Source organism: Ignavibacteriales bacterium, assembly GCA_020635255.1.
Lineage (GTDB): Bacteria > Bacteroidota > Ignavibacteria > Tepidaquicellales > Tepidaquicellaceae > JAEYVS01.
On the sequence record JACKAC010000002.1, the window covers coordinates 108,320 to 135,311 of the forward strand.

The window sequence follows — 26,992 nt, forward strand, 5'->3', positions numbered from 1 at the left end:
TTCTAGATTATTAAATTTAAATAATCTAAAATTAGTTTCGCACACGAAATAATTCTTATCAAATGTTGCTAATAATTAAGGGATAAATTCCTGTATTCGCGAGGGGATAATCCGGTATGTTTTTTAAATAATAAAGAAAACGAGGAAGGGCTTTCAAATCCGGTATCGTAGCAAATGTTTGTTATGCTTTTCTTTTCGGTCCTCAGCATTTCGCAGGCGTGTATCATTCTCTGTCTAAGTAGGAATTCATATGGAGTAAGCTGATAAAGTTCTTTAAACAATTTGATAAGATAATATTTGGATAATCCAGCTTGCTTGGAGATATCATCGAGATTTAATTTTTCATCATAGTATGTACGGATAAAATCTTTTGCTCTATTTAGTTTGCGGTAAGTTTCCAACCTGGTTGATTTCTTTTGGTGGCTCAGGTTCTCTAATTCGTTTTCAATTTTACTCCCCAACGAATTTAAATGTATTAGTACTTCGAAAAACTTTTCTTCTCCCCACTGGAAATCCGAGGAAATCCTCTTTATGCCAGTACTCATTTCACGGATCAGGGAATGGAAACTCCAGTCAGCCGGGAATATTTTTTCCGAGATGCTTTCCGAAAGGGTATCGCTTACAAAATCTTTTTTAAATAACAGCAATACAGGTCCGCGATCGGTACCGTTTATTTTGGAAATAGAAAATTTTTCATTTTTATTTAAAATAAGAAAGGATCCATTTCTCAACCTAGTTTCTCGATCGTTTTGGGAGATCAGGTATCCCCCTCTATGGGCGTAGATCAATGTCTGAGGCAGGAATGTCTCACCGACAGTAAATCCAAATACATCATTACCTGTGTTCAATGTGATGTATGCAGGTTTATCAGCGATTCTATTTAGAAGTAATAGGAGATTAGGCTTAAAATGGGAATCTTGCATTAAAAAATGAAATATTACTTAAAATATATTACATTTGATGCAAAAAACAGTGAAAAGGTTTAATTTTAGCGCGGAATATGGCTTTTACCCCAAATTGTATTGTTTTTTTTGGTTATTAATAATAAGTTAATAATCGTTAGCAATGTGAATTTACTTTTTCGTCAACCATTTAATTAAACAAGGAGGGCTACGTGTTATTACGAGCGCTTATTTTGGGGATTTGTTTTTCTTTTTTTGGAGGGTTTATTGCTGAAGTCAGCACCGTTCAAGCATCAACAAGCGGTACTGAAAAGGTAGAGCAAAACAGGAAAAAGAAGAAAAAGAAATCTTCAAAGAAAAAGACTTACAAGAAGAAGTCTAGCAGTAACCTCTCGAGTTTCGGACAGGCATACAGAGAGGCAAGAAAAAAAGGTTTAAAGACATTCAAATACAACGGGAAGACTTACACCACAGTGAAGGATACCGATGGCAACAATAAGAATGTCACCAGCAATAAGAAAAGCAACAACAACAAGCGTGAAAGCGCCAGCTACAAGAACGTAAGTTTTGGCTCTGCTTACAAGGACGCAAAGAGAAAAGGTCTTTCTACTTTTACCTGGAATGGTAAGAAGTACACCACCGGTAAAACAGTAGGCAACAAAAAAACTTCAAATAAAAATAAGAAGTACACAAAGAGCAAGAAGAACTCTAAAAAGAAATATTCCAAGAAGAGAAAAACTTCTAAAAAGCGTTATACAACTAAGAAGAAATCTTCGAATAATTCTTATAAGTCCTCAAATAATACCTATACTCCTCCGCCGAGCTATAATAACGATAACTCCGGAAGAGAGTATAAGAGGGAGAGCAATAATAACAATACTCCTGTAAAGAAAGAACCAAAGAAGGAATAAATTTAGGGGAGAATTAAAAGATTTAAAACCCGGTTTTTCAGCCGGGTTTTTTATTGGTCTAAAATTGCAGTAGCTTCGATCTCGACAAGCATATCAGGATGAGCAAGCCCGCTAATAACGACCATAGTAGAAGCGGGTTTGATCTCAGAAAAGAACTCACCATGGGCTTTGGCAACACCATCCCAAGCGCCGATATCCGTAATAAACATGCGTGTTCTTACAACATCATTTATGTTACCGCCCAGCTCGCAAATAGCAGAGTGTATCTTATTTAAAATAAACATTCCCTGGGTATATGCATCACCCACTCCGACAACTTCACCATTTTCAAAGGAGGTTGTGCCGGCTACTTCGATGATATTTTCCGCACGAACCGCGCGGGAATACCCGACGGAATCGCCCCATTTTGTTCCAGCAGATACTTTTTTTCTTTCGCTCATTTTATTTTCGGTTTTCTTTTCTGATGACGAGTTTTAATCCAGACCAGATATCATCCACAGCGCATACTTTTATATCCACAAGTCCCATCGGGAGGGCAACTTCACGGATAACATCCTCCGTAATATCTGTCTGTATCTTAGATGCTTTCTTGGGCCATGAAACCCATATCATTCCGTCCTGCTCTATGGATCTCATATTCTTCTTCAATTCGGAGGCAAGCTCCTTACGGCTTTTAGTGAATATGTGAACAAAGTCAGCTTTGCCTGTTTTGATCTGTTTAACAGCAGGAGGAATTTCTTCCAGCAGATCCATATAATTCTTTGGCTTATTTATGAAGCGGACTTTAAAGCCTTCTTTAATACCGAGTTTTTTTACGAGCGGTGTACCGGAATATCCTGCGGGCATCAGTCTTCGAATTTAGTTTCTATGTCGATCGGTGATAAAAGTGTCCTATGGACGGGACATTTCTTAGCGATATCAATTAATTTGAGCTTCTGCCCGTCGGAGAGCTGTCCTTTTGTTTTTACCGTCACATTAAATTTATAGATCTGGGCTTTTTTACCCTCTTCGCAATTCTCACAATCTTCTACATAATCTTTTCCGTGAGTAATAATGGCTTTGAACTCCTCAACATTCCAGCCTTTTCTATCGGAGTACCATTTCATAGTCATTACGGTACAGGCGGCAAGCCCGGATGCAATGAGACCGTAGGGAGTCGGTCCTTTATCATATCCGCCGGAGGAGCCTGGTTCATCTGCAATTATTTCGTGACCGTCTACAGAGATATGAGTGGTGAATTTTTCATCCGGTCTGAGAACGGCAATTGTTTCGTTTGTGCTCATGATTTTTGATCAGTTTAGTTTTTTGCTCATTATTACACTGCGGTAGTTAGTATCTTTCCATCGAACGTATTCGATAAAGCGGTAGCCTTTCTTTTTGTATATTTCGATAAGATGAGAAGCGCCCTCGGCTGTATCGAGAGCAAGCTCGGCGTCACCTTTGTTGCGGGAATGTTCCTCGATCAATTCCATCAAACGGCTTCCTATGCCCGATTTTTGAAGCGCGGGATCAACTCCAAATTGTCCAAAATATCCGACACCATCTTTATCATACCAGTTACATCTTTCGTAACCCGATTCATGGTAATAGGATATAGTTGCTATGATCCTGCCATCTTTTAAAGCAACCAGGCAGTATGCCCTGTTAATTCTGCTCAATGTTATATCGTCTCCCTGGTGAGTAGCAACGTACCGGAATCCCATATCAGCTAACTGTTTGTAGCTTTTATTAAGAAGTTTAGTCAGCTCAGAAACCGAATCCATATTCGGATCAAATTGGCGTATCTCTATGTTATTATATTCCATTAAATTAGCACTGGCATACATTAATATAATTTTAATCGCTTAACATTTCAATCATATATAAATATATTCAGTTTAAGAAACTAAACAGCAGTGGAATCTGTTTGATATTACGTAGAGCACTAGAGCAAACAATAACCCACAAATGAAAATGAAACCATTAATAGTGATCGGTATCGCGGCGGTAGCCGTAGTGGCTTTTTTATTCAGAAATTCGCTTTTCTCCGGGGGCCATGAACCGGGCAACAATGTAGTTAGTGAAAACGTCAAATTGGTCTCCGATTCATTGGATTCGGAAAATAATCAAACCCAGGGAGATAATATGTCCGACAAAGTAAACAAAACCGAAGAAGAGTGGAAGAAAGAACTAACAGACGAAGAGTACCACGTTCTCAGAGAGAAAGGAACAGAGAGACCCTTTACGGGAAAGTATGAAGATTTTAAAGATGTAGGTACATTTCATTGTAATGCATGCGGAAATCCTGTATTCTATTCGACTGCAAAGTTTGAATCAGGATGTGGATGGCCCAGCTTTTTTGAAGCGGTAACAGACAGCAGTATTATTCTTAGTGAGGACACTTCACATGGAATGGTAAGGACTGAAGTAACATGCGGAAGATGCGGATCACATTTAGGGCATGTATTCGATGACGGACCTCCTCCTACTGGAAAGAGGTACTGTATAAATTCGGTATCATTGCAATTCAAAGACAAAGAAGGAAACGAGAAGTAAAATTAGTTTAAAAGCCCGCACAACGCGGGCTTTTTTATATCCGCATTTTTCCTTCTTTTCCAAGCAGTTTCCTTAACACGCCCAATTGTCCGGCGTGGTATGATTCATGAAACATAAAAAAGGCTACCTTTTTGTCTTTTTCATTATCTCCTTCGTCAAGGACCTTGTTTATTTCTTCCGTAAGCTTCTCGAAATCTTTCTTTATTGTATCAATATCAATTGCAACATCGGTTGAGGGAAGTTGTTTATTCCCCGCGTAATATTCTTTGTATTCAGGTTGGAGGATCCTTCCACTCCCAACGTCTTCAAGCAGATCATCACGCGTATTTACAATATGTCCTGCAACCCAGTTTATAAGGTTTACCCTGTCATCAGCAGTGGTGAGACTATCTTCGTTTGAAATTTCTTCAAGATTTTTATTAAATACAAAAGCATTGTACTTCATTATTAATTTTATTTCTTCTGCTGCCATAATTTATGAATTTAGATTAAGATTAATTTTTTCCAATTTATGTTGATAAGAGTATCAAGATTAAAATAATTTTACAATGTCAAACAATACCGGAGCAATAAATAGCAATATTCAAGAACATAATCCTAAGTTCTTCAGGAATAAATTCGAGAATGCATTATCTTATAGTGAATATAAAAATTTAGTACTTAGGCTGGCTGATGAGAGAGATACGACCGGTACGGAGAAAAGTGAAAGCAGGGTAAACAATACCAAGCTAAATGCCGTAAGAATGAAAAGATGGGATAATACGATCGAGATACTGCCCGGAATGGTCGAGATCACTATGGATCTAAAAAGGGATTATGCGTGGTTGGTATTAACGGAATCATGGTGCGGAGATTCTGCGCAGAACATTCCTGCAATAAACAAGATAGCAGAACTCTCTGATAATATAGGGTTAGGGTTTATTTTCAGGGATGAGAACCCCGAATTAATGGATTGCTGTCTGACGAGCGGGACACGATCGATACCAAAGCTTATATCTGTAGATAAGTCCAACTGGAGCTATATGGGAACGTGGGGACCCCGACCTGAGCCGGCGCAGGAGATGATGCGGGAACATAAACGAACAAAGCAGAAAGAACTCGCCGAAGTTCAGAAAGATATAGCAATATGGTACACGAAAGACAAATGTGAAACTATACAAAAAGAATTTATTGAACTAATAAACCGCTGGGAAAACAGCTAGACGCTCTTTAGGTGTTGTAATTAGCAACAAGAACTTTATTTTAAGTTTAACTAACCTTCCTAAAATTGTTACCGACGGACACAGTAATAAAAAATTCGCCGGTCTTTTCAAAAGAAATTTTGAATGACCGGTTAAACATTTACAGGTTTGAGAAAGCTCTGACTGAAAGCACATTCGCAGAGGATGTTAAGAACGGGCTTACTGCAGAGAAAAAATTTCTATATCCGAAATATTTTTATGACGATAGGGGTTCGGAGCTCTTCGATAAAATAACACAGATAGAGGATTATTATCCGACACGAACGGAAGAGAGCATTTTGATAGAAAGGTCAGGTGATATAATTGAGTTTAGTAAGAATAAACCTGTTATGGTAGAGCTTGGTAGTGGTACGTCTACAAAGACCCGTCACTTACTAGATGCCGAGCTCAAAACAGGACGGCAGTTGAATTATATTCCGCTCGATGTATCAGATATACTGATCCCCACATCTGAACAATTACTTAAAGATTATTCGAACTTAACAATAAACGGTATCTTATCTGAATATATTTCCGGATACAGGATAGTTAAAGATATAGATAACTCGGACAATCTAACGATATTCCTTGGTTCGAGCATTGGTAATTTCCGAAGGTCATACATTAAGGAATTCCTGTCAAAGATCGCAAGCGAGATGAAGGATACAGATGCGCTGCTGATAGGGTTCGATCTAATTAAAGATGAAGATATATTAGTACGAGCTTATAATGACAGGGACGGCTTGACGGCGGAATTTAACCTCAATATTCTTCAAAGAATAAATAATGAACTGGGTGGAGAATTCGACCTTTCGAAGTTTAGACATGAGTCCATTTTTAATAAAGAGAAGAGCAGGATAGAAATGCATTTATTCTCTAAGGAGAAGCAGAGTGTAATGATAAACGATCTCGGTTTGAAAATTGAGCTTGACGAAGGCGAGGGCATCCACACCGAGAACTCATATAAATTTAACGATGACCTTATAATGGAATTTGCGGATACTGCAGGACTGGACTGGATAAAGACATGGAATGACGATAGAAAGTATTTTGCACTAACGTTATTTAATAAAAAAGGCAGCTAAAAGCTGCCTTTTTAGTATTATAAAATGTTAAAATTTACTTTATTAGTAACATCTTCTTAGTTTCTGCAAAGTCACCCGTTCTCAGGGTATAGAAATATATTCCTGAATTAAGCTCGGATGCGTCAAAGCTAAAGTCATAGCTTCCGGCGGTTAAGCTTTTGTTGACCAGTGTTTTAACTTCCTTACCAAGAATATCATAAACTTTCAGCGTTACGAACCCGTTCAGAGGTATATCAAATGATATTGTGGTCGAGGGATTGAAGGGATTCGGATAATTTTGTTGTAGAGAATATTTTTCCGGAACAGAACTATTTTGATTTTGTAATCCTACAAGCATATCAGGATCGTAGAATGAGATCAATCTTGACTGAACACCCGGGACTACTGTACGGACAAGGTTTCCTGTAGCACTATCTACTTCATGAACACCGCTTCCATTTGTTGTAAGGAAGTTTCCATTTCCAAGTTGCCAGACGCCTCTATTTCCGGTCACGCCCTGTAACTGTTTAATAAAAGTACCTCCGGCGGAAGGGAAAATAAGGATCCCTTGCTGAGAGCCGGAAGAAAAATTAGCAATTGCAACGTTACCATTCTGCATGTTATGTACCTGCTGTGGAAATGACGAGATAGATGCAAAGGTACTCTGGAAAGTTCCGTTCAGGTCATATTTGCTCACACCGGTGGGCGTATTTATTACAGAGATCAGCATATCGGAAGTTCTGTATTCTATGAACCAACTCGAGGCTATTCCGGATGTAATGAAAGTTCCGAGATAAGCGCCGCCTGTATCGAATTGTGGAATTGCGTTAATATTAGGTCCCGTGCCTACGGTTCCGAGGAGGTTTCCATTTGATTGGTAAGCATGACCTCTTGTATTATCAAGTATCGAGGTATTGACGCCGGTCGAAGGAGCAAATAGCCTTATAAATACCCCCGACGTATCATATTCGAAAATCCCGTCTGTAGTCTGGTCTGAAATAGTAATTGTGCCCCTGGGCGTTTGAACTGCATGCTGAGGAAGGCTCAAATTTACAGCATCAGGTGGAATAAAATCAGACTCTATTAGGTCGCCATTCTGCGGGTTGAATGCCCAAACTTTATCATTGGTCGATTCAGGTATCAAGAGAAGATTATTACTCCCTCCCTCCAGTACAGAAGGCTGAGGGATTCCGAGTGTTGGATTTAGTACGGTACCATCAGCATAATAGACCCTGGCTTTTAAGATATCGTACCGGGTAATTATATTATCTAAATATGATACTTCAGCTCCGGCATATATGTCAGCGAGATTATTTATAATTCCATAAACAATTTTACCGTCCTCTATTCCAAGTGCGCGAATGTATATACCTTGCTCGAGATAAATCTCTATCGGAGAATTATCCTGTAAAGCAATATTTCTGATCTGTAATTCGATTTGCGGGTCTTTTTCCATGGAAATCAAAAGGTCAGAAAAATTGCTGTGCGGTGTATTGCCTGCGAATCCTGAAGAAAAGAAGGAAAATGCCAAAAGAAGTGTGAGTAAAAATTTCATAAGTCCCCCATTTTGTGTTTTGGGTAATTTTACCTAAAAAACAAACTATTGTAAATATAAATAAAAAAGGGCAGTCAGAGCTGCCCCGAGTAGTTTATAAATCCTTTGCGCACCGGAAACCCGATATGAGCCACCTTTCGTGTGTCTTAAAGAAATTACGGTATGTATTACGCGTCGATTGTTTTGGCGTGCCAAATGAGCCGCCTCTTAAGACCTTTTGGTTGTTGAACCATTTGTCGTTATATTCGGCAAAACCTGATTTGAATCCGGGATATGCCATAAACTCCGATGAAGTCCACTCCCAGGCATCACCTATCATCTGGTAACATTCATAATAGCTCTTACCCTTTTCATAAGAATTTACATCGGTCGTTCTCCATACATCCATTCCGAGGAGGCTTGTGTTTTCAAATGATGGATCGTCATCACCCCACGGGAAAAGTGTGCTTTTTCCCAGATCCTCATTGAAAGATGCAGCTTTTTCCCATTCGCCTTCGGTAGGGAGGCGCTTTCCTGCCCATTTAGCGAAGGCATCCGCTTCGAAATAGCTGATATGTGTTACAGGTTCGTTGGCAATGTCTTTTATGTATGATTTTCCGCGGAAGTCATATTTATACCATTCACCGCTGTCATCCTGCAGCCAGTACAGAGGGGCTTCCCATCCATTGTCGTTTACAGCATACCACGCCTCAGAGAGCCAGTGACGGAATTCTTTATAGCCGCCGTCATTTATGAAATCAAGATACTGTCCATTTGTTACAGGGTAGCGGTCTATCATATAATCGTTGAGATAGATTTTGTGCAAGGGCATTTCTATATCGTATGCAAAACGGTCACCGTATCTCTCTGGGTCAAACCCCATTTCGAAAATACTTCCGGGAATTTTCACCATATCGAAATTAATCTTTCCGGATGAAGTAGGCGGTTCCTTCATAGTTTTGGGATTATAATCATCCTGTAATAGATGCTGAACATCGTAAACTATTAACTCCTGGTGCTGGTATTCGTGATTATAGCCGAGTTCGAATTTCTTTTTAATGTCATCTGTAATTTCGACATTTTCATCCAGGAAGAAGTCGAGTACTTGCTTGTTGATGTGATTACAGTAGTTAATGGTTTCTTTAACAGTCGGGCGAGAAAGTGTACCGCGCTTTGCTTTATTAAAGAGCTTACCAAAGGTTAAGTAGTATGAATTAAAATAAAATGCGTAATCCTCTTTGTAGGGAACAAATTTATCTTTATAATACGACCGCAGGAGTTGTTCATAAAACCACGTGGTATGACCGATATGCCATCTCGGAGGGCTCATATATGCCTCTGTTTGAACAACATAATCCTCGATCTCCAGGGGGTCCAGTATATCGAATGTAAGATATCTGACATCGAGGAACTGGTTATAAAGTTTTACTCGTTCTTCACTAATGGCTTTATTGCCATCCACTTTGTTCGTAGTTATAATAATGTTTTCCATTTTATTCTTTTAATTTCCTTAATTAAGCCTTAATTTAGCCTGAATAGAAATATATTGCATATTCGCTAAAATATAAACTCACTTCACGTGTTTCCGGTAAAATTTGAACATGTTTCCCGTTATTATGGTGAAAAAGCAGCGGTTAAGGACGCTACTTTTGAGATAGAAGATAATTTAATAACCGCGATAATTGGTAAAAGCGGGAGCGGTAAATCAACTCTATTGCAGATGGTTAACGGGCTGATTCATCCGTCATCGGGTAAAGTTTATCTCTTTGGTGTGGAACTTGATTATAGGAATATTATCCCGACACGGCTAAAGATAGGGTATTCGGTGCAGGGTACAGGGCTGTTTCCTCATATGAATGTCTATGAAAATATCGCGCTCCTTGCTAAAGTGAACGGACACAGAAATCCTGCGGAATTAGATAACAGGATCGAGGAGCTTATGGGTTTTGTAAATCTTGGTCCGGGGTTTAAGGAGAAATTCCCATATCAGCTATCCGGTGGAGAGCAGCAGAGAGTGGGAATTTGCCGGGCTATGATATTGAATCCGCCGATATTTTTATTGGATGAGGCGTTTGGTGCTCTCGACCCTACTACAAAAAATGAGATACACGCTGAGCTGTTGACGTTACAGGAGAATGAGCCAAGATGTATTATAATGGTGACACATGACCTAGCAGAGGCAAGGCGGCTCGCCGATAAAATTATGGTAATAGACGAGGGGGAGATACAGCAATATGACGACAGGGATGTCGTATTAAACAACCCTTCCAATGATAAGGTGAAAGATTTCATAATGAGTCAGGATTGAGAGAATTAACAATGAAACATTCGCTTGTACTAGTATTCATTTTTTTTCTGCCCCAGACATTTTCTATAGCCCAGGACTATCCTAATGAAACATACAATGTAGGAACTAGATATTTTCGGTGGATCGATACAAACCGCTTAGACCCGTATTATGGAGGTTACAGGATCATAAATGTCCAGGTATGGTACCCGTCCGATATTACGGAATCAAATAACGAGTACGAAAGGTCAAGTTATTATAGTAACATTGAAGATATATGGGAAAAATTGAACGGGTGGTCTGCAGAAGATGTGGCACTTGTCTCAAGCATTAACACAATATCATTTGTAAATGCTCCGGTGAGTACTCAGAAGAAAAGTTTTCCTCTATTGATATTTTCCCCAACATTGGGAGGAAATATCAGCCTGTATACCTATTATGCTGAAGCATTAGCACGGAACGGATTTATTGTAGCGGGTGTAAATCATTTATATGAAAGCGAGTTTGTATTAAATGAAGAGGGTGAAGTTTTCCCTTCCGATCTTTCATTTCATGATAGTTTGAAATTGCTGGAAATCCCGACTCAAATAACAGCCGATGATTACAGGAAAGAGAAAGGTAAACGGCAAAAAATACTTGCGGAAGACATGATCTATTCTCTCAATAAACTGGAGGAAGTTAATCCGGAAGATTTTGATGGAAAAATTGATCTTAAAAGTATTGGTGTATGGGGGCATTCGATTGGCGGAGCCGCGGCTATTTATACGAGCATTCTGGATGACCGCATTAAAGCGGTTCTTGATATAGATGGAACGCCTCCCACTGTAGCTTTGAAGGGAATTAACGTTCCTTTTATGTTTATCGAGGATCTCCCTGATTATAAGAATCACGATGGCTTCAGGAAACAGTTTATAAGAAGAAGTGAGTTTTGTAAAAAAGTAAAAGGGGGTGCGTATAGAGTTTTGATTGGCGGGGCTGACCACAATAGTTTTTTAGACATAAACTACTATAGTGCCGACAATGAGCCCGTTAAAGAAAATGCGCTCAGGATAATTAGTGAGACTCTAGACTATATGAAGACTTTTTTCGATATTTATCTGAAAGGAGAAAATTTAGTAATAAATGGAAAAAAGTCCGACTCTCTGGAAGTAATTAAATTTTGACGAAGAAGTCCTTCACCCCTGCACATTAATGCAAGGGTGAGCGTTAATGAAGATCACTACAATAGACCAAATCAAAAACTACATTATACGGAACACTTCTCTGCGTCCGCCCTCCACCAGATCCATATATCCATCCATAGCATTTTGAACTTCCATATTCCCTGCATATTCAGCCATGCCTTTTTCGAACTCATCGATTGATTCAACATCGGTTTCGAGAATAACCGTCCAATAAGTTGCAATATAATCAACCATGATCTTCATGCCGGAAAAACCGCCTGCCTTTTCCATTACATCGCCGGCTTTTTTAAATTTCTCGACTAAATTTTTTGCCTGACCGGGTTTGCAATAAAAAACCTCTCTGATGCGTAACATTTTCCTTTCTCCTTAATTTTAGTTTAGAATTATAGAGATGAAATGTACATATTCTACACGAAAAAAGGAAGTTCACGAATCTTGAAATGTTATGATTTCAGCTAAAAATCAATATAATGTAAGGTGTGAATGGGGGCTGGAAGGTCTAAAATTACTTGTTCCAATATCTGATGTGGTAATTATTGTGGATGTTTTATCCTTTTCTACATCTGTAGATATTGCTTGTAGTAATGGTGCAAAGGTTTATCCATGTAAATGGAAAGATGAAAAAGCACTAGAGTATGCGTTATCAAAGGATGCAATTTTGGCTAAGCCGCGGAGTAAAACAGAATTATCTCTATCGCCCTATTCATTGGAGAATATTCTTAGTGGAACAAACATAGTACTTCCTTCGCCAAACGGTTCTTCGCTCTCACTTGCAACGGGAGATGTCTTAACAATATGCGGCTGTTTGCGGAATTATAGATCCGTTGCTGAGTATGCCAACCGACATGGTGAAAGGATTTCTGTTATTCCTGCAGGTGAGAAATGGCCTGATGGCTCCATTAGGTTTGCGCTTGAGGATATCTTTGGTGCCGGAGCAATTTTATCTCGATTAAAAGGTAATCTGTCACCTGAAGCGGAGCTTGCTGTTAATATTTACCATTCATTACACAATAAAGAGACAGATGCATTATTAAATTGCATCTCTGGAATCGAGCTCGTCGAAAAAGGCTATGAAGTTGATGTTTATCTTGCCGCAGATATTAATGTAAGTGAATGTGTTCCTGTTTTAAAAGATCAGGCATACATTAGTGCCGTAAGCTCTTAATTCCTCTTCGCCGGTTCAACAAAAAGTTTCTTTCCTTTAAATGTCACCTTGTTCATTTTCTTGAGGACTGTATCTAGATACTTCCCTTCTATTTCTAAAAAGCTAAAATTATCATATATATCTATTGCCCCGATCGCGTTTCCCGGTATTCCCGATTCTCCCGAAAATGCGCCTACCAGGTCACCCGGCTTCACCTTTTTACTTTTTCCTATATTAACAAATAATCTTTCGGTTTTATTCTTAGCCAAAGGTTTAGATTGGATCTCCTGTTCTTCGAATGATTCACCTTCAAGGAGGATCTTTAAAAGCGCTGCAGCAATTTCTGCTGACGTGTAGTCTTCCTGCATTAGTTTTTCAAGGATCTCCCGATATTTAAATATTCCTTCGTCACCATCTATCACCTCTTTTATTTCTTCGATTATCTCCGTCGTTTTTATTGCCTGTACGTCCTTTACCGATGGGATGTTTTGTCTTACTATTTTTGTCTTTGAAAACTTTTCTATATCCCGGATCTTATATATCTCCTTGCCTGTTACAAATGTAAATGCTTTTCCCTCACGTCCTGCTCTTGCCGTTCGCCCGATTCGGTGTACATAATACTCTTCATCCTGTGGTACATCATAATTAAACACCACATCTATTTCATCTACATCTATGCCCCTAGCTGCTACATCCGTTGCTACCAAAATATCCAGCTCACCGGTCCTGAATTTCGACATTACCTTATCCCTTTGCTGCTGGCGCATGTCGCCGTGCAGTCCCTCGGCAAAATAGCCCCGCGCCTGCAAATGCTTTGCGAGCTTATCTACACCCCTTTTTGTATTACAGAATACTATAGCAAGCTCCGGGTCGTGGATATCAAGCAGCCGTGTCAGCGCTTCCAGTTTTACATTGGGCTTTACTTCCAGGTAGTATTGTTTGATCTTGGGAACTGTGAGTTCTTTATGAACGACCTTGACCATCTCGGGACTCACAAGATATTTTTTTGACAGGTCCAGTATTGGTTTTGACATCGTTGCCGAAAATAAAACCGTTTGTCTTTGCTTTGGAACATTCTTAAGGATCGTTTCAAGATCATTTCTAAATCCCATATCGAGCATTATGTCAGCTTCGTCTAAAACAACCATAAATACCTTATCAAGTTTTATGGTCTTTCGCATTATATGATCGACCAATCTTCCCGGCGTTGCAATTATGATCTGAACTCCGCTCTTGAGAGCTTTTATTTGCCTGTCGATTGACTGCCCGCCGTAGATTGGGACTATGCTGATTCCATTCTTATATTTCAGCAGTTCATTTATTTCCTCGGCTACCTGTATCGTCAGCTCTCTTGTAGGGCAGAGCACAAGAGCCTGAATTCTCTTCTCATTCTTAATATTTTCTATTATTGGAATTCCAAATGAAGCTGTTTTTCCCGTTCCTGTTTGAGCCTGTCCTATTATATCTTTCCCTTGCATGATGATTGGTATCGATTGCGACTGGATAGGGGTAGCTTCTTCGAATCCCATATCTTCGACCGCCTTCATTATCTCTTTAGACAGATCTAATTCCTTAAACTTAACTGTGTACATTGTTCTTTTTAATTATACAAAAAAAACCTCCGGTATATCGGAGGTTAAAATCCGTAACTCTGTTAATACAATATACGCAATACCGTTGCAAATACACAGTTAATAAGATTTGCTCATTATTATGCTGGGAAATAGGCTGTTTTTTCAAATTTCATTTTTAGGTATATTTATAAAATTCTTAAATAAAGTGTTTACCATTGAATTTCAGAAAGCTATTTCAACCTGACCCTGAAAAATACAGTGTTTCGAGGATAGAAGCACTTTCTGACGGTGTTTTTTCGATTACCATGACCCTCCTTATACTAAGCGTACAGGTACCCCCGCTTTCACCCGATGATAAGACCACCATACATAAGTTATTACAGGTACTTCCGGTTCTCGAAAACTACTTTATCAGTTTTATTGTACTTGGACTTTTTTGGGTCAGGCACCAGATGCAGTTCAGAGAGATACGCACATCCGACAGGAATCTGATGTGGATAAACATTTTTTTTCTCATGTTTGTTGCTATCATTCCATTCACGACATCGATGATGGTGGAGTACAGCAATAATCATATAAGCATCCAGGTCTATTGTTTTAACCTTATAATATTGGGTGTGATCCTGATCATTCACTGGGAATATGCGATCAGGAATCACAGGCTGATTGATGACAATCTCAACCTAAAAGAGCTAAGGTCAATTACAAAAGTTCAGATCTTAACACCTGCTATGTTTTTCTTCACGGCGGTGTTAGCTTTTTTTGATATTACGGTAGCTAAAATGAGTTTATATGTATTGCCGTTAATTTCGGCTATCTCAATAAAGACATATAGAAGAATAAGAAGAAAACATATATCGGAATGAAACTTATAGATGCCCGGCTTGTTTAATCTATGAATCAATTAAACTATCATGAAAAAATTATTTCTCATTTTTATTTTTGCGCTGTCGGGAGCAGCTTTCTCTACAAATATAGCTCTCTGCCAGAAAGTATATCCTGTAAAATATGAATCGCAGGCGGATATTAAGGTCTATATCGTTGATTATGAATCTCAGGCTGACCTCAATGTATATACGGTCAGGTATGAATCGCAGGCTGACGAGGACGGGCTATGGTATTTCGTAGATTATGAGTCCCAGGCTGATTTTAAGCTGTACTTCGTCGACTATGAGTCCCAGGCTGATCTAACGATCTACAAGGTACAATATGAGTCACAAGCCGGCTGGAACAATAAATCCAAGGCATACCTGCTGATGAAAAAGAATTAATATATGAGGATTTGTGCTGCTCAAACCCTGCCTGTTAGAGGTGATATGCAACAAAATACCAACGATCACCTTTCCTTTATAAAAAAAGCGCTCGAGCATAGAGCGCGTCTTATAGTTTTCCCAGAACTGTCATTAACCGGATATGAACCGTCGCTTGCCGGAGAACTTGCATCCTCTCCGGAAGATAAAAGGCTCGATGTTTTTCAAAATGTGAGCGATGAAGGTGAGATAATCATTTGTGTGGGTCTGCCCACCGGATCAAATGACGGTGTAAGAATAAGTATGGTGATCTTTTCGCCTGGCTCAGACAGAAGGATCTATTCAAAGCAATATCTTCATTCGGATGAACTGCCTTATTTCATAGAAGGCAGCGAGCAGATGATTCTTTCCCTCGAAGATAATCATATTACCCCTGCCATTTGCTACGAGTCATTACTCCCGGAACATTCCGAAAAAGCAAATGAGCTTGGTTCTGGGATTTACTTGACAAGCGTTGTAAAAAACAAGAATGGGGTTGAAAAAGTATTTGCGCATTTTCCCGGGATTGCAAAAAAATATTCAATGGATGTCATAATGTCTAACAGCGTTGGACCATGTGAAATTTTCGATTCTTACGGTACATCCTCTGCTTGGAATAAGGAGGGAAAGCTATGCGGGGAGATGGATAATTCTAATCCCGGTATATTGATTTATGATACTGAAACCGGTGAAACGGAGATCGAATACTTATGAATAAGCCAAAGAAGATAATTTTAGCCGGAGGGTCCGGTTTTCTGGGTGGTTGTCTGATAAAACACTTTTATAATTCCGATATTCAGGTTGTTGTGCTTTCAAGAAATCCAAAGTCTCCGGACAAAAACATTTTATATGTAAAATGGGACGGAAAAACATTGGGAGAATGGGCTAAAGAGATAGACGGTAGTGACGTTGTGATCAACTTGGCGGGAAGATCGGTTAATTGCAGGTATAACGAGAAGAACAGGAAAGAGATTATTAATTCAAGGGTAGATTCTACTGATATAATAGGAGAGGCAATATTAAGGTCAACGGATCCTCCTAAGCTATGGATCAATTCCAGCACAGCCGCGATATATGGTGATTCGGGAGATGAGATAATGGATGAGTCGTCTCCCGTGCCGGGCGGTTTTTCGCCCGGAGTTGCGAAAAAGTGGGAAGAGACATTCAATAATATTGTTACCCCGGGTACAAGGAAAGTTTATCTGCGTATTGGGCTGGTATTTGGAAAGGACGGGGGTGTGCTTAAGCCTTTCACAATAGTAACAAGACTTGGGCTGGGTGGAAAGTTTGGCAGCGGTAAACAATACATCAGCTGGATGCACGAATTGGATTTTTGCAGGGTTATCGACTGGGTGATAAAGAATGATACTGCGGAAGGAATGATAATATGCACCGGTCCGGAACCTGTAACAAATGTAGAACTAATGAGAACACTCCGCAAAGTTTTGCATGTCCCAATCGGCATTCCCAATCCGGCCTTTATGCTTAAAATAGGCACGAAGATAATCGGTACGGAACATGAGCTTATATTAATGGGGAGACGGGTTATTCCAAAATATCTGCTTGAACACGGGTTTGAATTTAAATATCCACATCTAAAAGAGACATTGGAAGATATATTCAAGAAATAATGGCAGAATACTATTATATATTAGATTGGTCTAAAGGAGACAACTGGGGCTCTCCGGATGATCCCATTTTCTTAGCTCATATTGAATATATGAAGGAGCTGAATGACAAAGGAAAGCTGAAATTTGGTGGTCCTTACGAAGACGGTACGGGGAGCCTGACAGTATTTGACTGTACTGAAGAGGAAATTAAAGCGATCATGGAAAATGACCCCGCGTTGAGAAACAATATAATGAAAGTGTCTTTGAAGAAAATGGATATTTTCTATCAGTAAAATCAATTGGAATATCTGCAACTTAAACGACTTAGCATCTATTGACATTTGAGTAAAAACTGTATAGTTTCCCCAAAAAACTTCTACCGTGAAATACCTTCTCGTTTTGATTTCCCTTTTATCTTTGACAGGCTGTGATGAATCAGTAAAGTACATTGAGCCGGATACAAAGCCAATGTGGCCGCAATTCGGCTATGACGGAACGCAGTCCGGTAATAATGCTTCGAACCATTATGTAGCTCCAGTCATGAACGGTACGTTTGAATGGAGTGATTCACTTCAACATGGAGCTTTAGGTGACGGCAGTGAATTTTGTGCAGACTCAAAGGGTAATGTATATTATCAGGATGATAATAGTCCTGGATCATTATATAAGTTTGCTCCTGATGGAAGTGTGATATGGAAACGGGATGGATTAACAACTTATAACTTTTCTGCAATATCTATGAACAAGGAAGAGACGCGAATTTATTTTCATGTAGATAATCCACCCGGGTTATATTGTTATGACAGCAGTGGGAATCAGTTATGGTCAAGACCGGGTGGGGCGTATAATAAAGTTATGCTGGATGGTGAAGGTCTAATTTATACTTATGTAGCTAATGGTTTTTCAGCCGTTAATCCGGATGGATCAATTAAGTGGACAAGTAGTAATATCAATTCGCTATCGGGAGTGTATAATGCGATGGATCATGAGGGGAATATTTATTTAAGTGGATCCAGGATTTCCAAACTTGACAAATATGGAACGCTCATATGGCAATATACTTTGGACACACTAAATTCATACGTGATCGGAATAGTAATCGATGGTTTTAATAATTTATATTTTACGGATTACAGAACTAAGCGTCTTTATTCGTTGGATAAAGATGGTAATATAAGATGGAAAAGGGATAATGTATTTGATATTCCTGTGATTAGTTCGGACAATATTATATTTGTTCAATCAGATTCGATTCGCGCACTTGATATTAATGGAAAGACAATCTGGAGTTCAGCTGCTTTAGAGAATCATTTCGGTAGAGCTGACAATATAATCTTGGATAATGAAGATAATTTATATTACCTGGTTGACACTTCCCCGATTTTTGTATGTTCACTTACAAAAGATGGAATAAGAAGATGGACTTACCGATCTGACCACGGTTCTACCTTACCAAATCCGGTTCTAACTTCAATTGGTAAGCTGATTTTTGCTCCAAAGAGAGGTTATAAAATAACATGTATCAATTAGTAATTTTTCTGATTTCTATTAAAAGTATATATACGTATCTAACCCTTTTCTCTTTGCTTTCATCTTTTCCTCACCCTATATTTCCTTATTTAAGGCGGGATTCGTCCCGACCTAATCAACCTACAAGCGGTATGCTTTCTTCTTAGAAAGTACAATCCGCGTTCCGTCCTTGACGGGATTAGAACATGTGTAAAATGGGAGATTATAAACCGTCTATGATCATCCCCCCTTTAACAAAGGGGGGAAAGAGGGGGGTTTTAGTGTCCCGAGCTTTAAATCAACCCATACTTGGAACATGTGTAAATTGGTACAGAAAGTGAGGAATCTTACCGTCCTTTAAATCAACCCACCGGCGGGAAGCCGCCTATGGAAGAGTGAATAAGTTAAATGTAGGCGGGCTTGGGCGTGTAGCTTCCCTCACCTCCCCATCCTCCCCCGGGGAAAGGGATGAAGCGAAAGTCAGAGGCTCAGCCGGAAGAACCGCTTATCCGGCTCCATCATTATGATAGCAATCCGAATGCTATATTTAAGCCTTAAAATTCCATTACTTTTTTAGTAAATTTCCTCCTATGACTAAAAGTGTGTCATTACATACCTTAGGATGCAAGCTGAACTACAGCGAGACCTCCACATTGGCAAAGGAGTTCGAAACGCGGGGCTTCCAGATACGGGAATATGGTGATGAATCTGATATATTTGTCCTCAATACCTGTTCCGTGACGAATAACGCCGATAAGGAATGCAGGCAGATCGTCCGAAGCATACTCCGCAATAATCCGGAAACATATGTGATCGTTACAGGATGCTATGCGCAGTTACAACCGGGCGAGATTGCTTCGATCGAGGGCGTGGATGTTGTGCTAGGCGCAAAGGAAAAGTTCAAAGTATTCGACTATGTAGATAGCTTCGAAAAAGGCGAGCCGTCATGTATTTACCGTTCCCCTATCGAGGAAGTAAATGATTTCCATTTTGCCTTTTCTGCGGACATTGATTCGCGCACCCGCGCGTTTTTGAAGATACAGGATGGATGTAATTACAAATGCTCGTTTTGCACGATACCGCTTGCAAGAGGCAAGTCAAGAAGCCAGCCGATAAACGAAGTAATAGACAACGCGAAGAGGGTGATTGATTCAGGGTATAAGGAGATTGTTCTAACAGGAGTTAATACAGGTGACTATAAATATCAAAATGGAAGATTGTACAGGCTGGTGGACGTGCTGTATGAGTTGGACAAACTGGATATAAAGAGAATTAGAATAAGTTCGATCGAGCCTAATCTTGTGAACCAGCAGATAATAGACTTTGCTAAGTCGTCGGATAAATTCTGTAATCACTTCCATATACCGCTTCAGAGCGGTGACGCGGAGACGCTGCAGGGCATGAGACGCCGGTACAAGAAGGAATACTACCGTGACCTCGTACACAGACTGAATGATGAGATAAAGGATGTTGGTATTGGTGTAGACGTTATTGTTGGATTTCCGGGTGAGACTGAAGAAAGGTTTCAAAACACGTATAATTTCCTTAACGAACTTCCTATTAGTTACCTGCACGTATTTTCTTACTCAGAGAGACGCGATACCGATGCGGCTGTGATGCCGGGAAGCGTGGACATTGAAGTGAGGAAAAAGCGAAGTCATATCCTAAGAAGGTTATCGGATAAAAAGAGGTTTGACTTTTACAGCAGGTTTGTCGGAAGTGAGCAGGAAGTATTATTTGAATCTGTGAAAGACGGCTACAGGGAAGGACTTACGACGAATTATATAAGGGTGAAAGCAGATTCCAAATTTGCCGAAGAAAACATGATAAAAAAAGTAACCCTTCTCGAAACAGACGGGATAAAGCCGGTCTTATGCGAAACTAAATCCGAGGTGTTCTACTAATGAGTGAGATACTAAAAGCAGAAGATATTAGCTTTTCCTATGGCAATGAAAGGTTCGCTCTTAAGGATGTTTCCTTTTCTATTTGTGAAGGTGAATTCGTTTCGATCATAGGCAGGAACGGCTCCGGGAAATCAACTTTGGTAAAATTGCTTTCGGGGATCCACACTAATACAAGTGGTAAGATCATTTTTAAAGATAAGGATATAGCAGAATATGAAAGGAAGGCTCTTTCAAGGAGCTTATGCTATCTCCCTCAGTCCGGAATAATGCTTACGGATAAGATAACCGTAAAAGATTTTCTGTTATTAGGAAGATACTCTTACAAGAATTTTTCGGAATTCAGGTATAATGAGGAGGATGAATCGGTTGTAAGTGAAGCACTGGATGTGGCAGGTATTATGGATTTTAGGGACAGGGAAATTTCCGAGCTTTCGGGAGGTGAGAGGCAAAAAGTTCTAATTACTCTTGCATTGGTGCAATTGAATTTAAAAGAAGATCTTAAGGAAAAATTATTGATCATTGACGAACCGCTGACATACCTTGACGTAAATTACCAGCATGAGATATTTTCGATATTGCATAAATTAAATTCGGAAAAAGGACTTACGATAATGGTTGTGATGCATGACCTTAGCCTCGCTCTAAAATACACTCATAAGACCCTGCTACTAGACAAAGGGAAGCTGGTATTCGCGGGCAAAACACATGACATAATTACGGAAGAGAATCTACGGGAATATTTTCTTATCAACTCGGCAATTATTTCCAATAACAATGAATTGTTAATTAACTATCTGCCAAAATTATAATAAAATGGATTATCAAAGAATTTTAGTAGAAAAGAATGATCAGACGAAGAAGATAATATTGAATCGTCCGGAGAAAAGGAATTCGCTGGACGAGCTGATGATAGAAGAATTGACCGACGCTATGAACAAGTATTCGAACGACGATGAAACTAAATCTATCATATTAACCGGGGCGGGAAGTAACTTTTGCTCGGGGCTCTTTCTCGATTATCTGCAAAAAATATCTGAGTATGACATATTGCAAAACAAAGATGATTCGAGAAAATTTAAAAACCTGCTCCTTGCAATTTACAATAACAGAAAACCAACAATTGCGATGGTGGAGGGTTACGCTTTGGCAGGCGGATGCGGGATAGCATCGGCATGCGATATAGTAGTAGCATCGGAGACGGCACAGTTTGGATACACGGAGGTAAAGATAGGCTTTATCCCGGCAATCGTAATGATATTTTTGATGAAGAGAGTGACCGAAGCGCATGCAAAAGACCTGCTTTTGACGTCACGGTTTATAATGGGGGAAGAAGCCCACAGGATAGGTTTTGCAAACTATTTAACAAATCCGGATGAGCTGGAAGGCTTTACAGATAGGCTTTGCGCGGGATTGAACAAATTGCCGTTAAGCTCGTTAAAATTAACGAAAGAGATGTTCGGGAATATATCCTCGATGAGCTTTGAAGCGGCGCTGGAATATGCTGTGGACCTGAATGCAATAACAAGGATGACAGAGGAATGCAAAAACGGTGTAAGCAACTTTTTAAACAAGGTAAACAAATAAATGAGCAAGCAGACTAAAAAGGCACCTCAAAAGCAGGAAAGTTCAAACCTTCCGAGAAATATACTAGTAGTCGTAATTTTGGTTATTGCGGGCTATTTGATTTATGAGTATGCGATAAAGAAAGAAGAAGTTGTTGTACCGCCCACGATCCAAAAGGAAGTGGATAAAGTACAGGAGCCACAGTTTAAGAAAGAGGGTGAGCTGACTTTTACGAAAGACGGTAAGGAAGTAAAGAAAATAGACATCGAGATCGCAGACAACGGTCCGGAGAGACAGCAAGGGCTTATGTATAGAAAGACCATGGATGAGGCAAGAGGAATGCTGTTTATTTTTCCGACAGAGGACCAGCAAGCTTTCTGGATGAAAAATACGATACTGCCTCTGGATATAATGTTTATAGGTAAAGATAAGAAGATCGTTAAAATACATAAAAGCACCACACCATTCTCAGAAAAGGACCTGCCTTCGGAAAAGCCGGCAATGTATGTAGTCGAAGTTAACGCAGGGTTTGCAGATAAGTACGGATTGAAAGAAGGGGATTCGATAGAGTTTACCTATCAGTAGTATTAATTTCGATACTTCCTTTTGTAAAATTCCGCGCGGTTTTGGTGCGCTGATGCTACTGCGCCGTAAGCCCAATTAATATCAAACTCATTTTCAGAAATATCCTTTTGCTCGCAGATGTCGAGACATTTTTCGGCATAGTCCAGAGCAAGGTCATAGCATTTTTTGTGTGTATAAATACGTGAAAGGAGGAGATACCCCGCAGCGAGACTGCTGTCGGAGCCCAGCGCTCTCCAATGATATACCGAAGCATGAGCAGCATTCAGCATTGCTTCATCTTCTTCTTCAGTACGCGCTTTCTTATCTAATAAAGTCCAGGATAAATTATAAAGCTCACCCGCGATTTCCCTATTGTAGCTGTCATGTTCCTCGTAAATGTTAGTTACGATTTCCATGGGGATACAATATAATAATTTTGAGACAAAAATGTACCTGAAAGTGCCGGATATAAAGAAAATATAATATATTCCTGTAAATATATATTTTTTTATAACTTATAGAAAATGTGTGGAGAGACGACCTTCGTTACGGATTGTAATTTAAGGCACTTAATAGTATTTTTGTTATTAAACGTAATATATGAAGACTGCTTACAAGAATCTAATTTTCCTATCAATTTTATTCATAACATCGATTTCTCTTTCCGGATGCGGGTATAACACGCTTGTTACAATGGAAGAGCAAGTAAACGGAGCGTGGTCCCAGGTAGAAAATCAATACCAGAGACGCGCAGACCTGATCCCTAATCTTGTAAATACAGTAAAAGGATACGCGGATTTTGAAAAGAGCGTATTAACGGAGGTCACCGATGCGAGAAGCAAAGTCGGACAAACCCAGTTAACAGCAGATGACCTGAGCGACCCGGAGAAATTCCAGCAATTTCAAAACGCACAGGATCAACTATCCGGAGCTCTGTCGAGACTCCTTGTGGTAGTAGAGAATTATCCGGAGTTGAAAGCAAACGAGAACTTCCTTCAACTTCAAGCACAGCTGGAAGGAACAGAGAACAGGATCGCGGTGGAGAGAAGGAGATTTAATGAAGCGGTTCAGGCATATAATACAGAGATAAGATCATTCCCGACATTGATAACGGCGGGAATATTTGGTTTCAAAGAGAAGCAGTATTTTAAATCGAAAGAGGGCAGTGATCAGGTACCGGAGGTAAACTTCAACAAATAATGGAGCAATTATAACGTCATGCAGGCAGTCATAATGGCCGGAGGTTTCGGAACGAGGCTAAGACCACTAACAAACAACATTCCGAAACCGATGGTACCCATCGTCAATAAACCTATCCTAGAGCACATCTTTGCACTACTAAAAACTCATAATATTACAGATTATACCATAATGCTTTATTACATGCCCGAGAAAATCGAAGCGATATTCGGGGATGGTTCGGAGTATGGCGTTAATATAAGGTACATCATACCGGATCAGGATTATGGGACTGCGGGCGCAGTGAAGCTAGCCGAGAAATATATCGAGGACAAGTTTGTAGTTATCAGCGGTGATGTGCTGACGGATTTTGATCTTAGCTCGATAGGTGAGTTCCATAACGACAAAGGAACAATAGCCACAATGGCGCTATACAGCTCAAGGAACCCTCTTCAATTTGGCATAGTGCTAACAGGTGAAGACGGAAGGATAGTAAGGTTTTTAGAGAAGCCGTCATCGTCGGAAGTTTTTTCAGATACAATTAATACTGGAATTTATTTTTTCAATAAAGAGATATTTTCTCACATACCGGAAAAAGAGAATTACGATTTTTCCAAAGACCTCTTTCCAAAATTACTGGAAAGCGGGATACCGATATACGGATGCAAGACGGATGGTTACTGGAGGGATGTCGGTAACCTTGAAGAGTACATTTCGTCTAACATGGATGTTCTAAACAACGAGTTGAATTATATTAATGAGACGGACGAAAACGGCAACTGTATTAGTCCAACGGCGAAAATCCATCCAGATGCCTCAATCAATCACAGTATTATAGGTGACGATGTCGAGATAGAAGCCGGGGCAGTAATACAGAATTCGGTGATATGGGATGGTGTAAAAATCGGGAGCAATAGCAAGCTTATCTATGATGTTATTGGAAGGAATTGTACGATCGGACATGACACCAGGATAAACGATTATGTTTTTGTAGGAGATGAATGTAGTATTGGCAATAATGTATTCATCAGCTCGAGCATTAAAATATGGGATAAGAAGGTGATCGACGATGGTGAGAAGGTCGGCAGAAGTCTTATATATGATGATAAATTCTTTACGGAGCTTTTCACGGATTCAAGAATAACAGGACTATCAAATCTGCAAGTAAATCCTGAATTTGCATCTAAGCTGGGTACGGTATTTGGCGCTTTTGTCGGCGAGGGTAAGAGAGTATTGATAGCCAGGGATATCGATTATGTATCAAATATGATAAAGAGGTCTGTATCAAGCGGACTAATGTCAGCAGGGGTAAACGTTATAGACACACAGGTTATACCGATACCAATTTTAAGACAGATCCTTGAAAACGGTGAAGGAGACGCAGGGATATTTGTGAGGAAATCACCATTCGACAGGAGTTCAACGGATATAATATTTTTCGACAGCGATGGGAAAGATCTTTCAAGCAATAAGACAAAGGCAATCGAGAGATTATTCTTCAGTGAGGAATATAGGAGAGCGGATTATTACGATGTAGGTTATTTTAAATTTCAGGAAAGGACGAACGAGAAATATCAGAAACACTTCCTGGAATCTTTGGACGTGGAGGCAATCAAGAAAGCAAAGTTTAAATTAGTAATTGATTATTCATTTGGAATAGCATCAACAATCTTTCCCAGCATTTTGGGAGAGTTTGATTGCGAGATCGTTTCACTAAATGCGCATTTGGACAGGGATAAGATAACGAGATCGGTAGACGAGTTCAGGGAGTCATTCACGCATTTTTCGTTTGTAGTTAAATCCCTGGGATATGACCTTGGTTTTACTATCGACGCGGGCGGTGAGAAAGTATGGCTGGCGACCAGTGAGGGTAAGATACTTGGCGGAGACAGATTCCTTGTGCTGGTATTAAAAATGTTTCTGATGGTGACACCAGATGTGAAAAAGATAGCTGTTCCCGTACAATCAACAAGGGAAGTGGATATAATCGCGAAAGAATACGGAGTGGAGGTAGTCAGAGTGAAGGATACACACTATGCAATGATGATGGCATGCGAGGACCCGGAGGTAAGTTTTGTGGGAGGAACAAGAGGAGGATTTTTATTCCCGGAATTTCTATACGCGACGGACGGGATGTTTTCAGTTGCTAAGATACTAGAATTGATAGCAAGGAGCGGATGCAATATAGACGAATTAGACCGTGAGCTGGTGAAGCTGAACATGAAAAAAGAAAATATAGATTGCCCGAAAGATCTAAAAGGAACGATAATGAGGCAGTTTATGGAAGATAATGTACAATATCCACAGGAATTGATAGATGGGGTAAAGATATTCATTAACAATAATGATACAGTGTTATTCACACCGGATAAGCATAGGGGATTAGTTCATTTAAATGTCGAGACTGATTCAGAAGAAAAGACAGATGAATTAATCGAGAGTTACAAAACAAAAATTTTAAGTTATATAGTAAAAAATTACAATTAAGTCGAAAGGAGTTTCGTTTTACAATGAAAATAAGTGAAATACTTACAGAGGACCTTATATCCGTAGGGTTGGAAGTAAATGATAAGGATGATTGTATAAATAAGATGATAGATATTGCTGCCAGATCCGGGAAGATCATCGATAAGGAAAAGGTAGTGGAATGTGTTTTTGAGAGGGAGAAACTTGTTTCGACAGGAGTGGGAAAAGGGTTCGCAATTCCGCACGGAAAAACAGACGAGATATCGGATGTTACTGCTTCATTTGCAATACTCAAAGACCCGATAGATTTCGATTCAATAGATTCAGAGCCGGTGAAATTCGTATTCCTGCTGGTAGGAAAAGACAGTCTATTGAACACACATATAAAACTCCTCAGCCGTATCTCCAGAATAATGAATAACGATAAGTTCCGGGATAAACTCGATGAAGCTAAAACATCGAAAGAGGTTTTAGAGCTATTTCAGAAGGAAGAAGAGAATTATCAGGACATTTAAATTTAATCACAAAATCAACCTCAGCATTAGTAATTTCA

General features: G+C 39.6%; 31 protein-coding genes. 20 read left to right on the forward strand and 11 right to left on the reverse strand.

All coding sequences use genetic code 11. The features are described 5' to 3' along the window. Positions 1–68 precede the first annotated feature (68 nt). Positions 69–923 carry a helix-turn-helix transcriptional regulator gene (locus H6614_08295; GenBank protein MCB9243657.1) on the reverse strand — a complete coding sequence of 285 codons (855 nt, stop codon included), beginning with the start codon at positions 921–923 and terminating at the stop codon, positions 69–71. A 212-nt stretch (positions 924–1,135) separates the two neighbouring features. Here H6614_08295 and H6614_08300 point away from each other — a divergent pair, with 212 nt between their 5' ends. Then, entirely contained in the window at positions 1,136–1,813 is a 678-nt protein-coding gene (locus H6614_08300; GenBank protein ID MCB9243658.1) for a hypothetical protein, read from the forward strand. 50 nt (positions 1,814–1,863) lie between these two features. Here H6614_08300 and H6614_08305 read toward each other — a convergent pair whose 3' ends face one another. Genes H6614_08305 through H6614_08320 form a run of 4 tightly spaced genes read right to left on the reverse strand, consistent with a single transcriptional unit; the run spans position 1,864 to position 3,639 of the window. Continuing rightward, positions 1,864–2,253: a RidA family protein gene (locus tag H6614_08305; GenBank protein MCB9243659.1), complete on the reverse strand. Its 390-nt coding sequence runs from the start codon at positions 2,251–2,253 to the stop codon at positions 1,864–1,866. Position 2,254: 1 nt separating this feature from the next. Further along, positions 2,255–2,659 (reverse strand): DUF3052 family protein, encoded by a 405-nt coding sequence (locus tag H6614_08310; GenBank protein ID MCB9243660.1) that lies wholly within the window; start codon positions 2,657–2,659, stop codon positions 2,255–2,257. Next, positions 2,659–3,096 carry an OsmC family protein gene (locus H6614_08315; GenBank protein ID MCB9243661.1) on the reverse strand — a complete coding sequence of 146 codons (438 nt, stop codon included), beginning with the start codon at positions 3,094–3,096 and terminating at the stop codon, positions 2,659–2,661. The genes H6614_08310 and H6614_08315 overlap by 1 nt, the downstream gene beginning before the upstream one ends. A gap of 9 nt (positions 3,097–3,105) precedes the next feature. Beyond that, positions 3,106–3,639 carry a GNAT family N-acetyltransferase gene (locus H6614_08320; protein ID MCB9243662.1) on the reverse strand — a complete coding sequence of 178 codons (534 nt, stop codon included), beginning with the start codon at positions 3,637–3,639 and terminating at the stop codon, positions 3,106–3,108. Between the two features lie 298 nt (positions 3,640–3,937). Between H6614_08320 and msrB the strand changes: the two genes are divergently transcribed. Next, positions 3,938–4,348 (forward strand): peptide-methionine (R)-S-oxide reductase MsrB, encoded by a 411-nt coding sequence (gene msrB, locus H6614_08325; protein ID MCB9243663.1) that lies wholly within the window; start codon positions 3,938–3,940, stop codon positions 4,346–4,348. A gap of 34 nt (positions 4,349–4,382) precedes the next feature. Here msrB and H6614_08330 read toward each other — a convergent pair whose 3' ends face one another. After that, positions 4,383–4,820 carry a hypothetical protein gene (locus tag H6614_08330; GenBank protein MCB9243664.1) on the reverse strand — a complete coding sequence of 146 codons (438 nt, stop codon included), beginning with the start codon at positions 4,818–4,820 and terminating at the stop codon, positions 4,383–4,385. A gap of 76 nt (positions 4,821–4,896) precedes the next feature. Here H6614_08330 and H6614_08335 point away from each other — a divergent pair, with 76 nt between their 5' ends. Beyond that, a complete protein-coding gene (locus H6614_08335; protein MCB9243665.1) occupies positions 4,897–5,550 on the forward strand; it encodes a thioredoxin family protein in 654 nt (217 codons plus the stop codon). A 119-nt stretch (positions 5,551–5,669) separates the two neighbouring features. Next, the gene (egtD, locus tag H6614_08340; protein MCB9243666.1) at positions 5,670–6,653 is read left to right on the forward strand and encodes an L-histidine N(alpha)-methyltransferase; all 984 of its coding nucleotides are present in this window, start codon (positions 5,670–5,672) and stop codon (positions 6,651–6,653) included. 34 nt (positions 6,654–6,687) lie between these two features. Here the strand turns inward: egtD and H6614_08345 are convergent, their stop codons facing one another. Together H6614_08345 and H6614_08350 are read right to left on the reverse strand one after the other, a co-directional pair. Continuing rightward, positions 6,688–8,187 carry a T9SS type A sorting domain-containing protein gene (locus tag H6614_08345; protein MCB9243667.1) on the reverse strand — a complete coding sequence of 500 codons (1,500 nt, stop codon included), beginning with the start codon at positions 8,185–8,187 and terminating at the stop codon, positions 6,688–6,690. Between the two features lie 94 nt (positions 8,188–8,281). Continuing rightward, complete coding sequence (locus H6614_08350; GenBank protein ID MCB9243668.1) at positions 8,282–9,658, reverse strand: ergothioneine biosynthesis protein EgtB; 1,377 nt, start codon at positions 9,656–9,658, stop codon at positions 8,282–8,284. 87 nt (positions 9,659–9,745) lie between these two features. Here H6614_08350 and H6614_08355 point away from each other — a divergent pair, with 87 nt between their 5' ends. After that, positions 9,746–10,474 (forward strand): ATP-binding cassette domain-containing protein, encoded by a 729-nt coding sequence (locus H6614_08355; protein ID MCB9243669.1) that lies wholly within the window; start codon positions 9,746–9,748, stop codon positions 10,472–10,474. Between the two features lie 11 nt (positions 10,475–10,485). After that, complete coding sequence (locus tag H6614_08360; protein ID MCB9243670.1) at positions 10,486–11,616, forward strand: hypothetical protein; 1,131 nt, start codon at positions 10,486–10,488, stop codon at positions 11,614–11,616. A gap of 78 nt (positions 11,617–11,694) precedes the next feature. Here the strand turns inward: H6614_08360 and H6614_08365 are convergent, their stop codons facing one another. Further along, a complete protein-coding gene (locus tag H6614_08365; protein ID MCB9243671.1) occupies positions 11,695–11,991 on the reverse strand; it encodes a hypothetical protein in 297 nt (98 codons plus the stop codon). A 91-nt stretch (positions 11,992–12,082) separates the two neighbouring features. Here H6614_08365 and H6614_08370 point away from each other — a divergent pair, with 91 nt between their 5' ends. Further along, entirely contained in the window at positions 12,083–12,802 is a 720-nt protein-coding gene (locus H6614_08370) for a 2-phosphosulfolactate phosphatase (protein ID MCB9243672.1), read from the forward strand. Here the strand turns inward: H6614_08370 and H6614_08375 are convergent. Continuing rightward, on the reverse strand, positions 12,799–14,373 hold the full coding sequence (locus tag H6614_08375) for a DEAD/DEAH box helicase (protein ID MCB9243673.1): 1,575 nt from the start codon (positions 14,371–14,373) through the stop codon (positions 12,799–12,801). The two genes, H6614_08370 and H6614_08375, sit on opposite strands and share 4 nt — an antisense overlap. A gap of 197 nt (positions 14,374–14,570) precedes the next feature. Between H6614_08375 and H6614_08380 the strand changes: the two genes are divergently transcribed. From H6614_08380 to H6614_08425, 10 genes are all read left to right on the forward strand, one after another. Beyond that, positions 14,571–15,221, forward strand: coding sequence for a DUF1211 domain-containing protein (locus tag H6614_08380; protein ID MCB9243674.1), 651 nt, complete (start codon positions 14,571–14,573; stop codon positions 15,219–15,221). 48 nt (positions 15,222–15,269) lie between these two features. Then, a complete protein-coding gene (locus H6614_08385; GenBank protein ID MCB9243675.1) occupies positions 15,270–15,626 on the forward strand; it encodes a hypothetical protein in 357 nt (118 codons plus the stop codon). 3 nt (positions 15,627–15,629) lie between these two features. Continuing rightward, complete coding sequence (locus H6614_08390; protein ID MCB9243676.1) at positions 15,630–16,358, forward strand: carbon-nitrogen hydrolase family protein; 729 nt, start codon at positions 15,630–15,632, stop codon at positions 16,356–16,358. Beyond that, positions 16,355–17,275, forward strand: a complete 921-nt coding sequence (locus H6614_08395; protein ID MCB9243677.1) for a TIGR01777 family protein — start codon at positions 16,355–16,357, stop codon at positions 17,273–17,275. The genes H6614_08390 and H6614_08395 overlap by 4 nt, the downstream gene beginning before the upstream one ends. Continuing rightward, complete coding sequence (locus H6614_08400) at positions 17,275–17,547, forward strand: hypothetical protein (GenBank protein ID MCB9243678.1); 273 nt, start codon at positions 17,275–17,277, stop codon at positions 17,545–17,547. Before H6614_08395 ends, H6614_08400 begins: the two co-directional genes overlap by 1 nt. A gap of 88 nt (positions 17,548–17,635) precedes the next feature. Continuing rightward, on the forward strand, positions 17,636–18,784 hold the full coding sequence (locus H6614_08405; protein MCB9243679.1) for a PQQ-binding-like beta-propeller repeat protein: 1,149 nt from the start codon (positions 17,636–17,638) through the stop codon (positions 18,782–18,784). 581 nt (positions 18,785–19,365) lie between these two features. Further along, complete coding sequence (gene mtaB, locus H6614_08410; GenBank protein MCB9243680.1) at positions 19,366–20,667, forward strand: tRNA (N(6)-L-threonylcarbamoyladenosine(37)-C(2))-methylthiotransferase MtaB; 1,302 nt, start codon at positions 19,366–19,368, stop codon at positions 20,665–20,667. Further along, on the forward strand, positions 20,667–21,476 hold the full coding sequence (locus H6614_08415; protein MCB9243681.1) for an ABC transporter ATP-binding protein: 810 nt from the start codon (positions 20,667–20,669) through the stop codon (positions 21,474–21,476). The genes mtaB and H6614_08415 overlap by 1 nt, the downstream gene beginning before the upstream one ends. A 4-nt stretch (positions 21,477–21,480) precedes the next feature. After that, entirely contained in the window at positions 21,481–22,251 is a 771-nt protein-coding gene (locus H6614_08420) for an enoyl-CoA hydratase/isomerase family protein (GenBank protein ID MCB9243682.1), read from the forward strand. Then, positions 22,252–22,815: a DUF192 domain-containing protein gene (locus H6614_08425; protein MCB9243683.1), complete on the forward strand. Its 564-nt coding sequence runs from the start codon at positions 22,252–22,254 to the stop codon at positions 22,813–22,815. It abuts the gene before it with no gap. 2 nt (positions 22,816–22,817) lie between these two features. On the opposite strand, the gene H6614_08430 is transcribed toward H6614_08425, so the two are convergent. Next, positions 22,818–23,210, reverse strand: a complete 393-nt coding sequence (locus H6614_08430; GenBank protein MCB9243684.1) for a hypothetical protein — start codon at positions 23,208–23,210, stop codon at positions 22,818–22,820. A gap of 184 nt (positions 23,211–23,394) precedes the next feature. Here H6614_08430 and H6614_08435 point away from each other — a divergent pair, with 184 nt between their 5' ends. The 3 genes from H6614_08435 to H6614_08445 are packed head-to-tail and all read left to right on the forward strand — an operon-like array spanning position 23,395 to position 26,954. Beyond that, on the forward strand, positions 23,395–23,994 hold the full coding sequence (locus H6614_08435; protein ID MCB9243685.1) for a LemA family protein: 600 nt from the start codon (positions 23,395–23,397) through the stop codon (positions 23,992–23,994). An 18-nt stretch (positions 23,995–24,012) separates the two neighbouring features. Continuing rightward, positions 24,013–26,460 (forward strand): NTP transferase domain-containing protein, encoded by a 2,448-nt coding sequence (locus H6614_08440; protein MCB9243686.1) that lies wholly within the window; start codon positions 24,013–24,015, stop codon positions 26,458–26,460. Positions 26,461–26,483: 23 nt separating this feature from the next. Continuing rightward, positions 26,484–26,954 (forward strand): PTS sugar transporter subunit IIA, encoded by a 471-nt coding sequence (locus tag H6614_08445; GenBank protein MCB9243687.1) that lies wholly within the window; start codon positions 26,484–26,486, stop codon positions 26,952–26,954. The last annotated feature ends 38 nt before the right edge of the window (positions 26,955–26,992 follow it).

Excerpts from the sequence above, each read along its gene's own strand:
- H6614_08295 (MCB9243657.1), bottom strand. The coding sequence starts at position 923 with ATGCAAGATTCCCATTTTAAGCCTAATCTCCTATTACTTCTAAATAGA.
- H6614_08305 (MCB9243659.1), bottom strand. The coding sequence starts at position 2,253 with ATGAGCGAAAGAAAAAAAGTATCTGCTGGAACAAAATGGGGCGATTCC.
- H6614_08310 (MCB9243660.1), bottom strand. The coding sequence starts at position 2,659 with ATGCCCGCAGGATATTCCGGTACACCGCTCGTAAAAAAACTCGGTATT.
- H6614_08315 (MCB9243661.1), bottom strand. The coding sequence starts at position 3,096 with ATGAGCACAAACGAAACAATTGCCGTTCTCAGACCGGATGAAAAATTC.
- H6614_08320 (MCB9243662.1), bottom strand. The coding sequence starts at position 3,639 with ATGTATGCCAGTGCTAATTTAATGGAATATAATAACATAGAGATACGC.
- msrB (MCB9243663.1), top strand. The coding sequence starts at position 3,938 with ATGTCCGACAAAGTAAACAAAACCGAAGAAGAGTGGAAGAAAGAACTA.
- H6614_08330 (MCB9243664.1), bottom strand. The coding sequence starts at position 4,820 with ATGGCAGCAGAAGAAATAAAATTAATAATGAAGTACAATGCTTTTGTA.
- H6614_08335 (MCB9243665.1), top strand. The coding sequence starts at position 4,897 with ATGTCAAACAATACCGGAGCAATAAATAGCAATATTCAAGAACATAAT.
- H6614_08345 (MCB9243667.1), bottom strand. The coding sequence starts at position 8,187 with ATGAAATTTTTACTCACACTTCTTTTGGCATTTTCCTTCTTTTCTTCA.
- H6614_08350 (MCB9243668.1), bottom strand. The coding sequence starts at position 9,658 with ATGGAAAACATTATTATAACTACGAACAAAGTGGATGGCAATAAAGCC.
- H6614_08360 (MCB9243670.1), top strand. The coding sequence starts at position 10,486 with ATGAAACATTCGCTTGTACTAGTATTCATTTTTTTTCTGCCCCAGACA.
- H6614_08365 (MCB9243671.1), bottom strand. The coding sequence starts at position 11,991 with ATGTTACGCATCAGAGAGGTTTTTTATTGCAAACCCGGTCAGGCAAAA.
- H6614_08370 (MCB9243672.1), top strand. The coding sequence starts at position 12,083 with ATGATTTCAGCTAAAAATCAATATAATGTAAGGTGTGAATGGGGGCTG.
- H6614_08375 (MCB9243673.1), bottom strand. The coding sequence starts at position 14,373 with ATGTACACAGTTAAGTTTAAGGAATTAGATCTGTCTAAAGAGATAATG.
- H6614_08385 (MCB9243675.1), top strand. The coding sequence starts at position 15,270 with ATGAAAAAATTATTTCTCATTTTTATTTTTGCGCTGTCGGGAGCAGCT.
- H6614_08390 (MCB9243676.1), top strand. The coding sequence starts at position 15,630 with ATGAGGATTTGTGCTGCTCAAACCCTGCCTGTTAGAGGTGATATGCAA.
- H6614_08395 (MCB9243677.1), top strand. The coding sequence starts at position 16,355 with ATGAATAAGCCAAAGAAGATAATTTTAGCCGGAGGGTCCGGTTTTCTG.
- H6614_08400 (MCB9243678.1), top strand. The coding sequence starts at position 17,275 with ATGGCAGAATACTATTATATATTAGATTGGTCTAAAGGAGACAACTGG.
- H6614_08415 (MCB9243681.1), top strand. The coding sequence starts at position 20,667 with ATGAGTGAGATACTAAAAGCAGAAGATATTAGCTTTTCCTATGGCAAT.
- H6614_08420 (MCB9243682.1), top strand. The coding sequence starts at position 21,481 with ATGGATTATCAAAGAATTTTAGTAGAAAAGAATGATCAGACGAAGAAG.
- H6614_08425 (MCB9243683.1), top strand. The coding sequence starts at position 22,252 with ATGAGCAAGCAGACTAAAAAGGCACCTCAAAAGCAGGAAAGTTCAAAC.
- H6614_08430 (MCB9243684.1), bottom strand. The coding sequence starts at position 23,210 with ATGGAAATCGTAACTAACATTTACGAGGAACATGACAGCTACAATAGG.
- H6614_08435 (MCB9243685.1), top strand. The coding sequence starts at position 23,395 with ATGAAGACTGCTTACAAGAATCTAATTTTCCTATCAATTTTATTCATA.
- H6614_08440 (MCB9243686.1), top strand. The coding sequence starts at position 24,013 with ATGCAGGCAGTCATAATGGCCGGAGGTTTCGGAACGAGGCTAAGACCA.
- H6614_08445 (MCB9243687.1), top strand. The coding sequence starts at position 26,484 with ATGAAAATAAGTGAAATACTTACAGAGGACCTTATATCCGTAGGGTTG.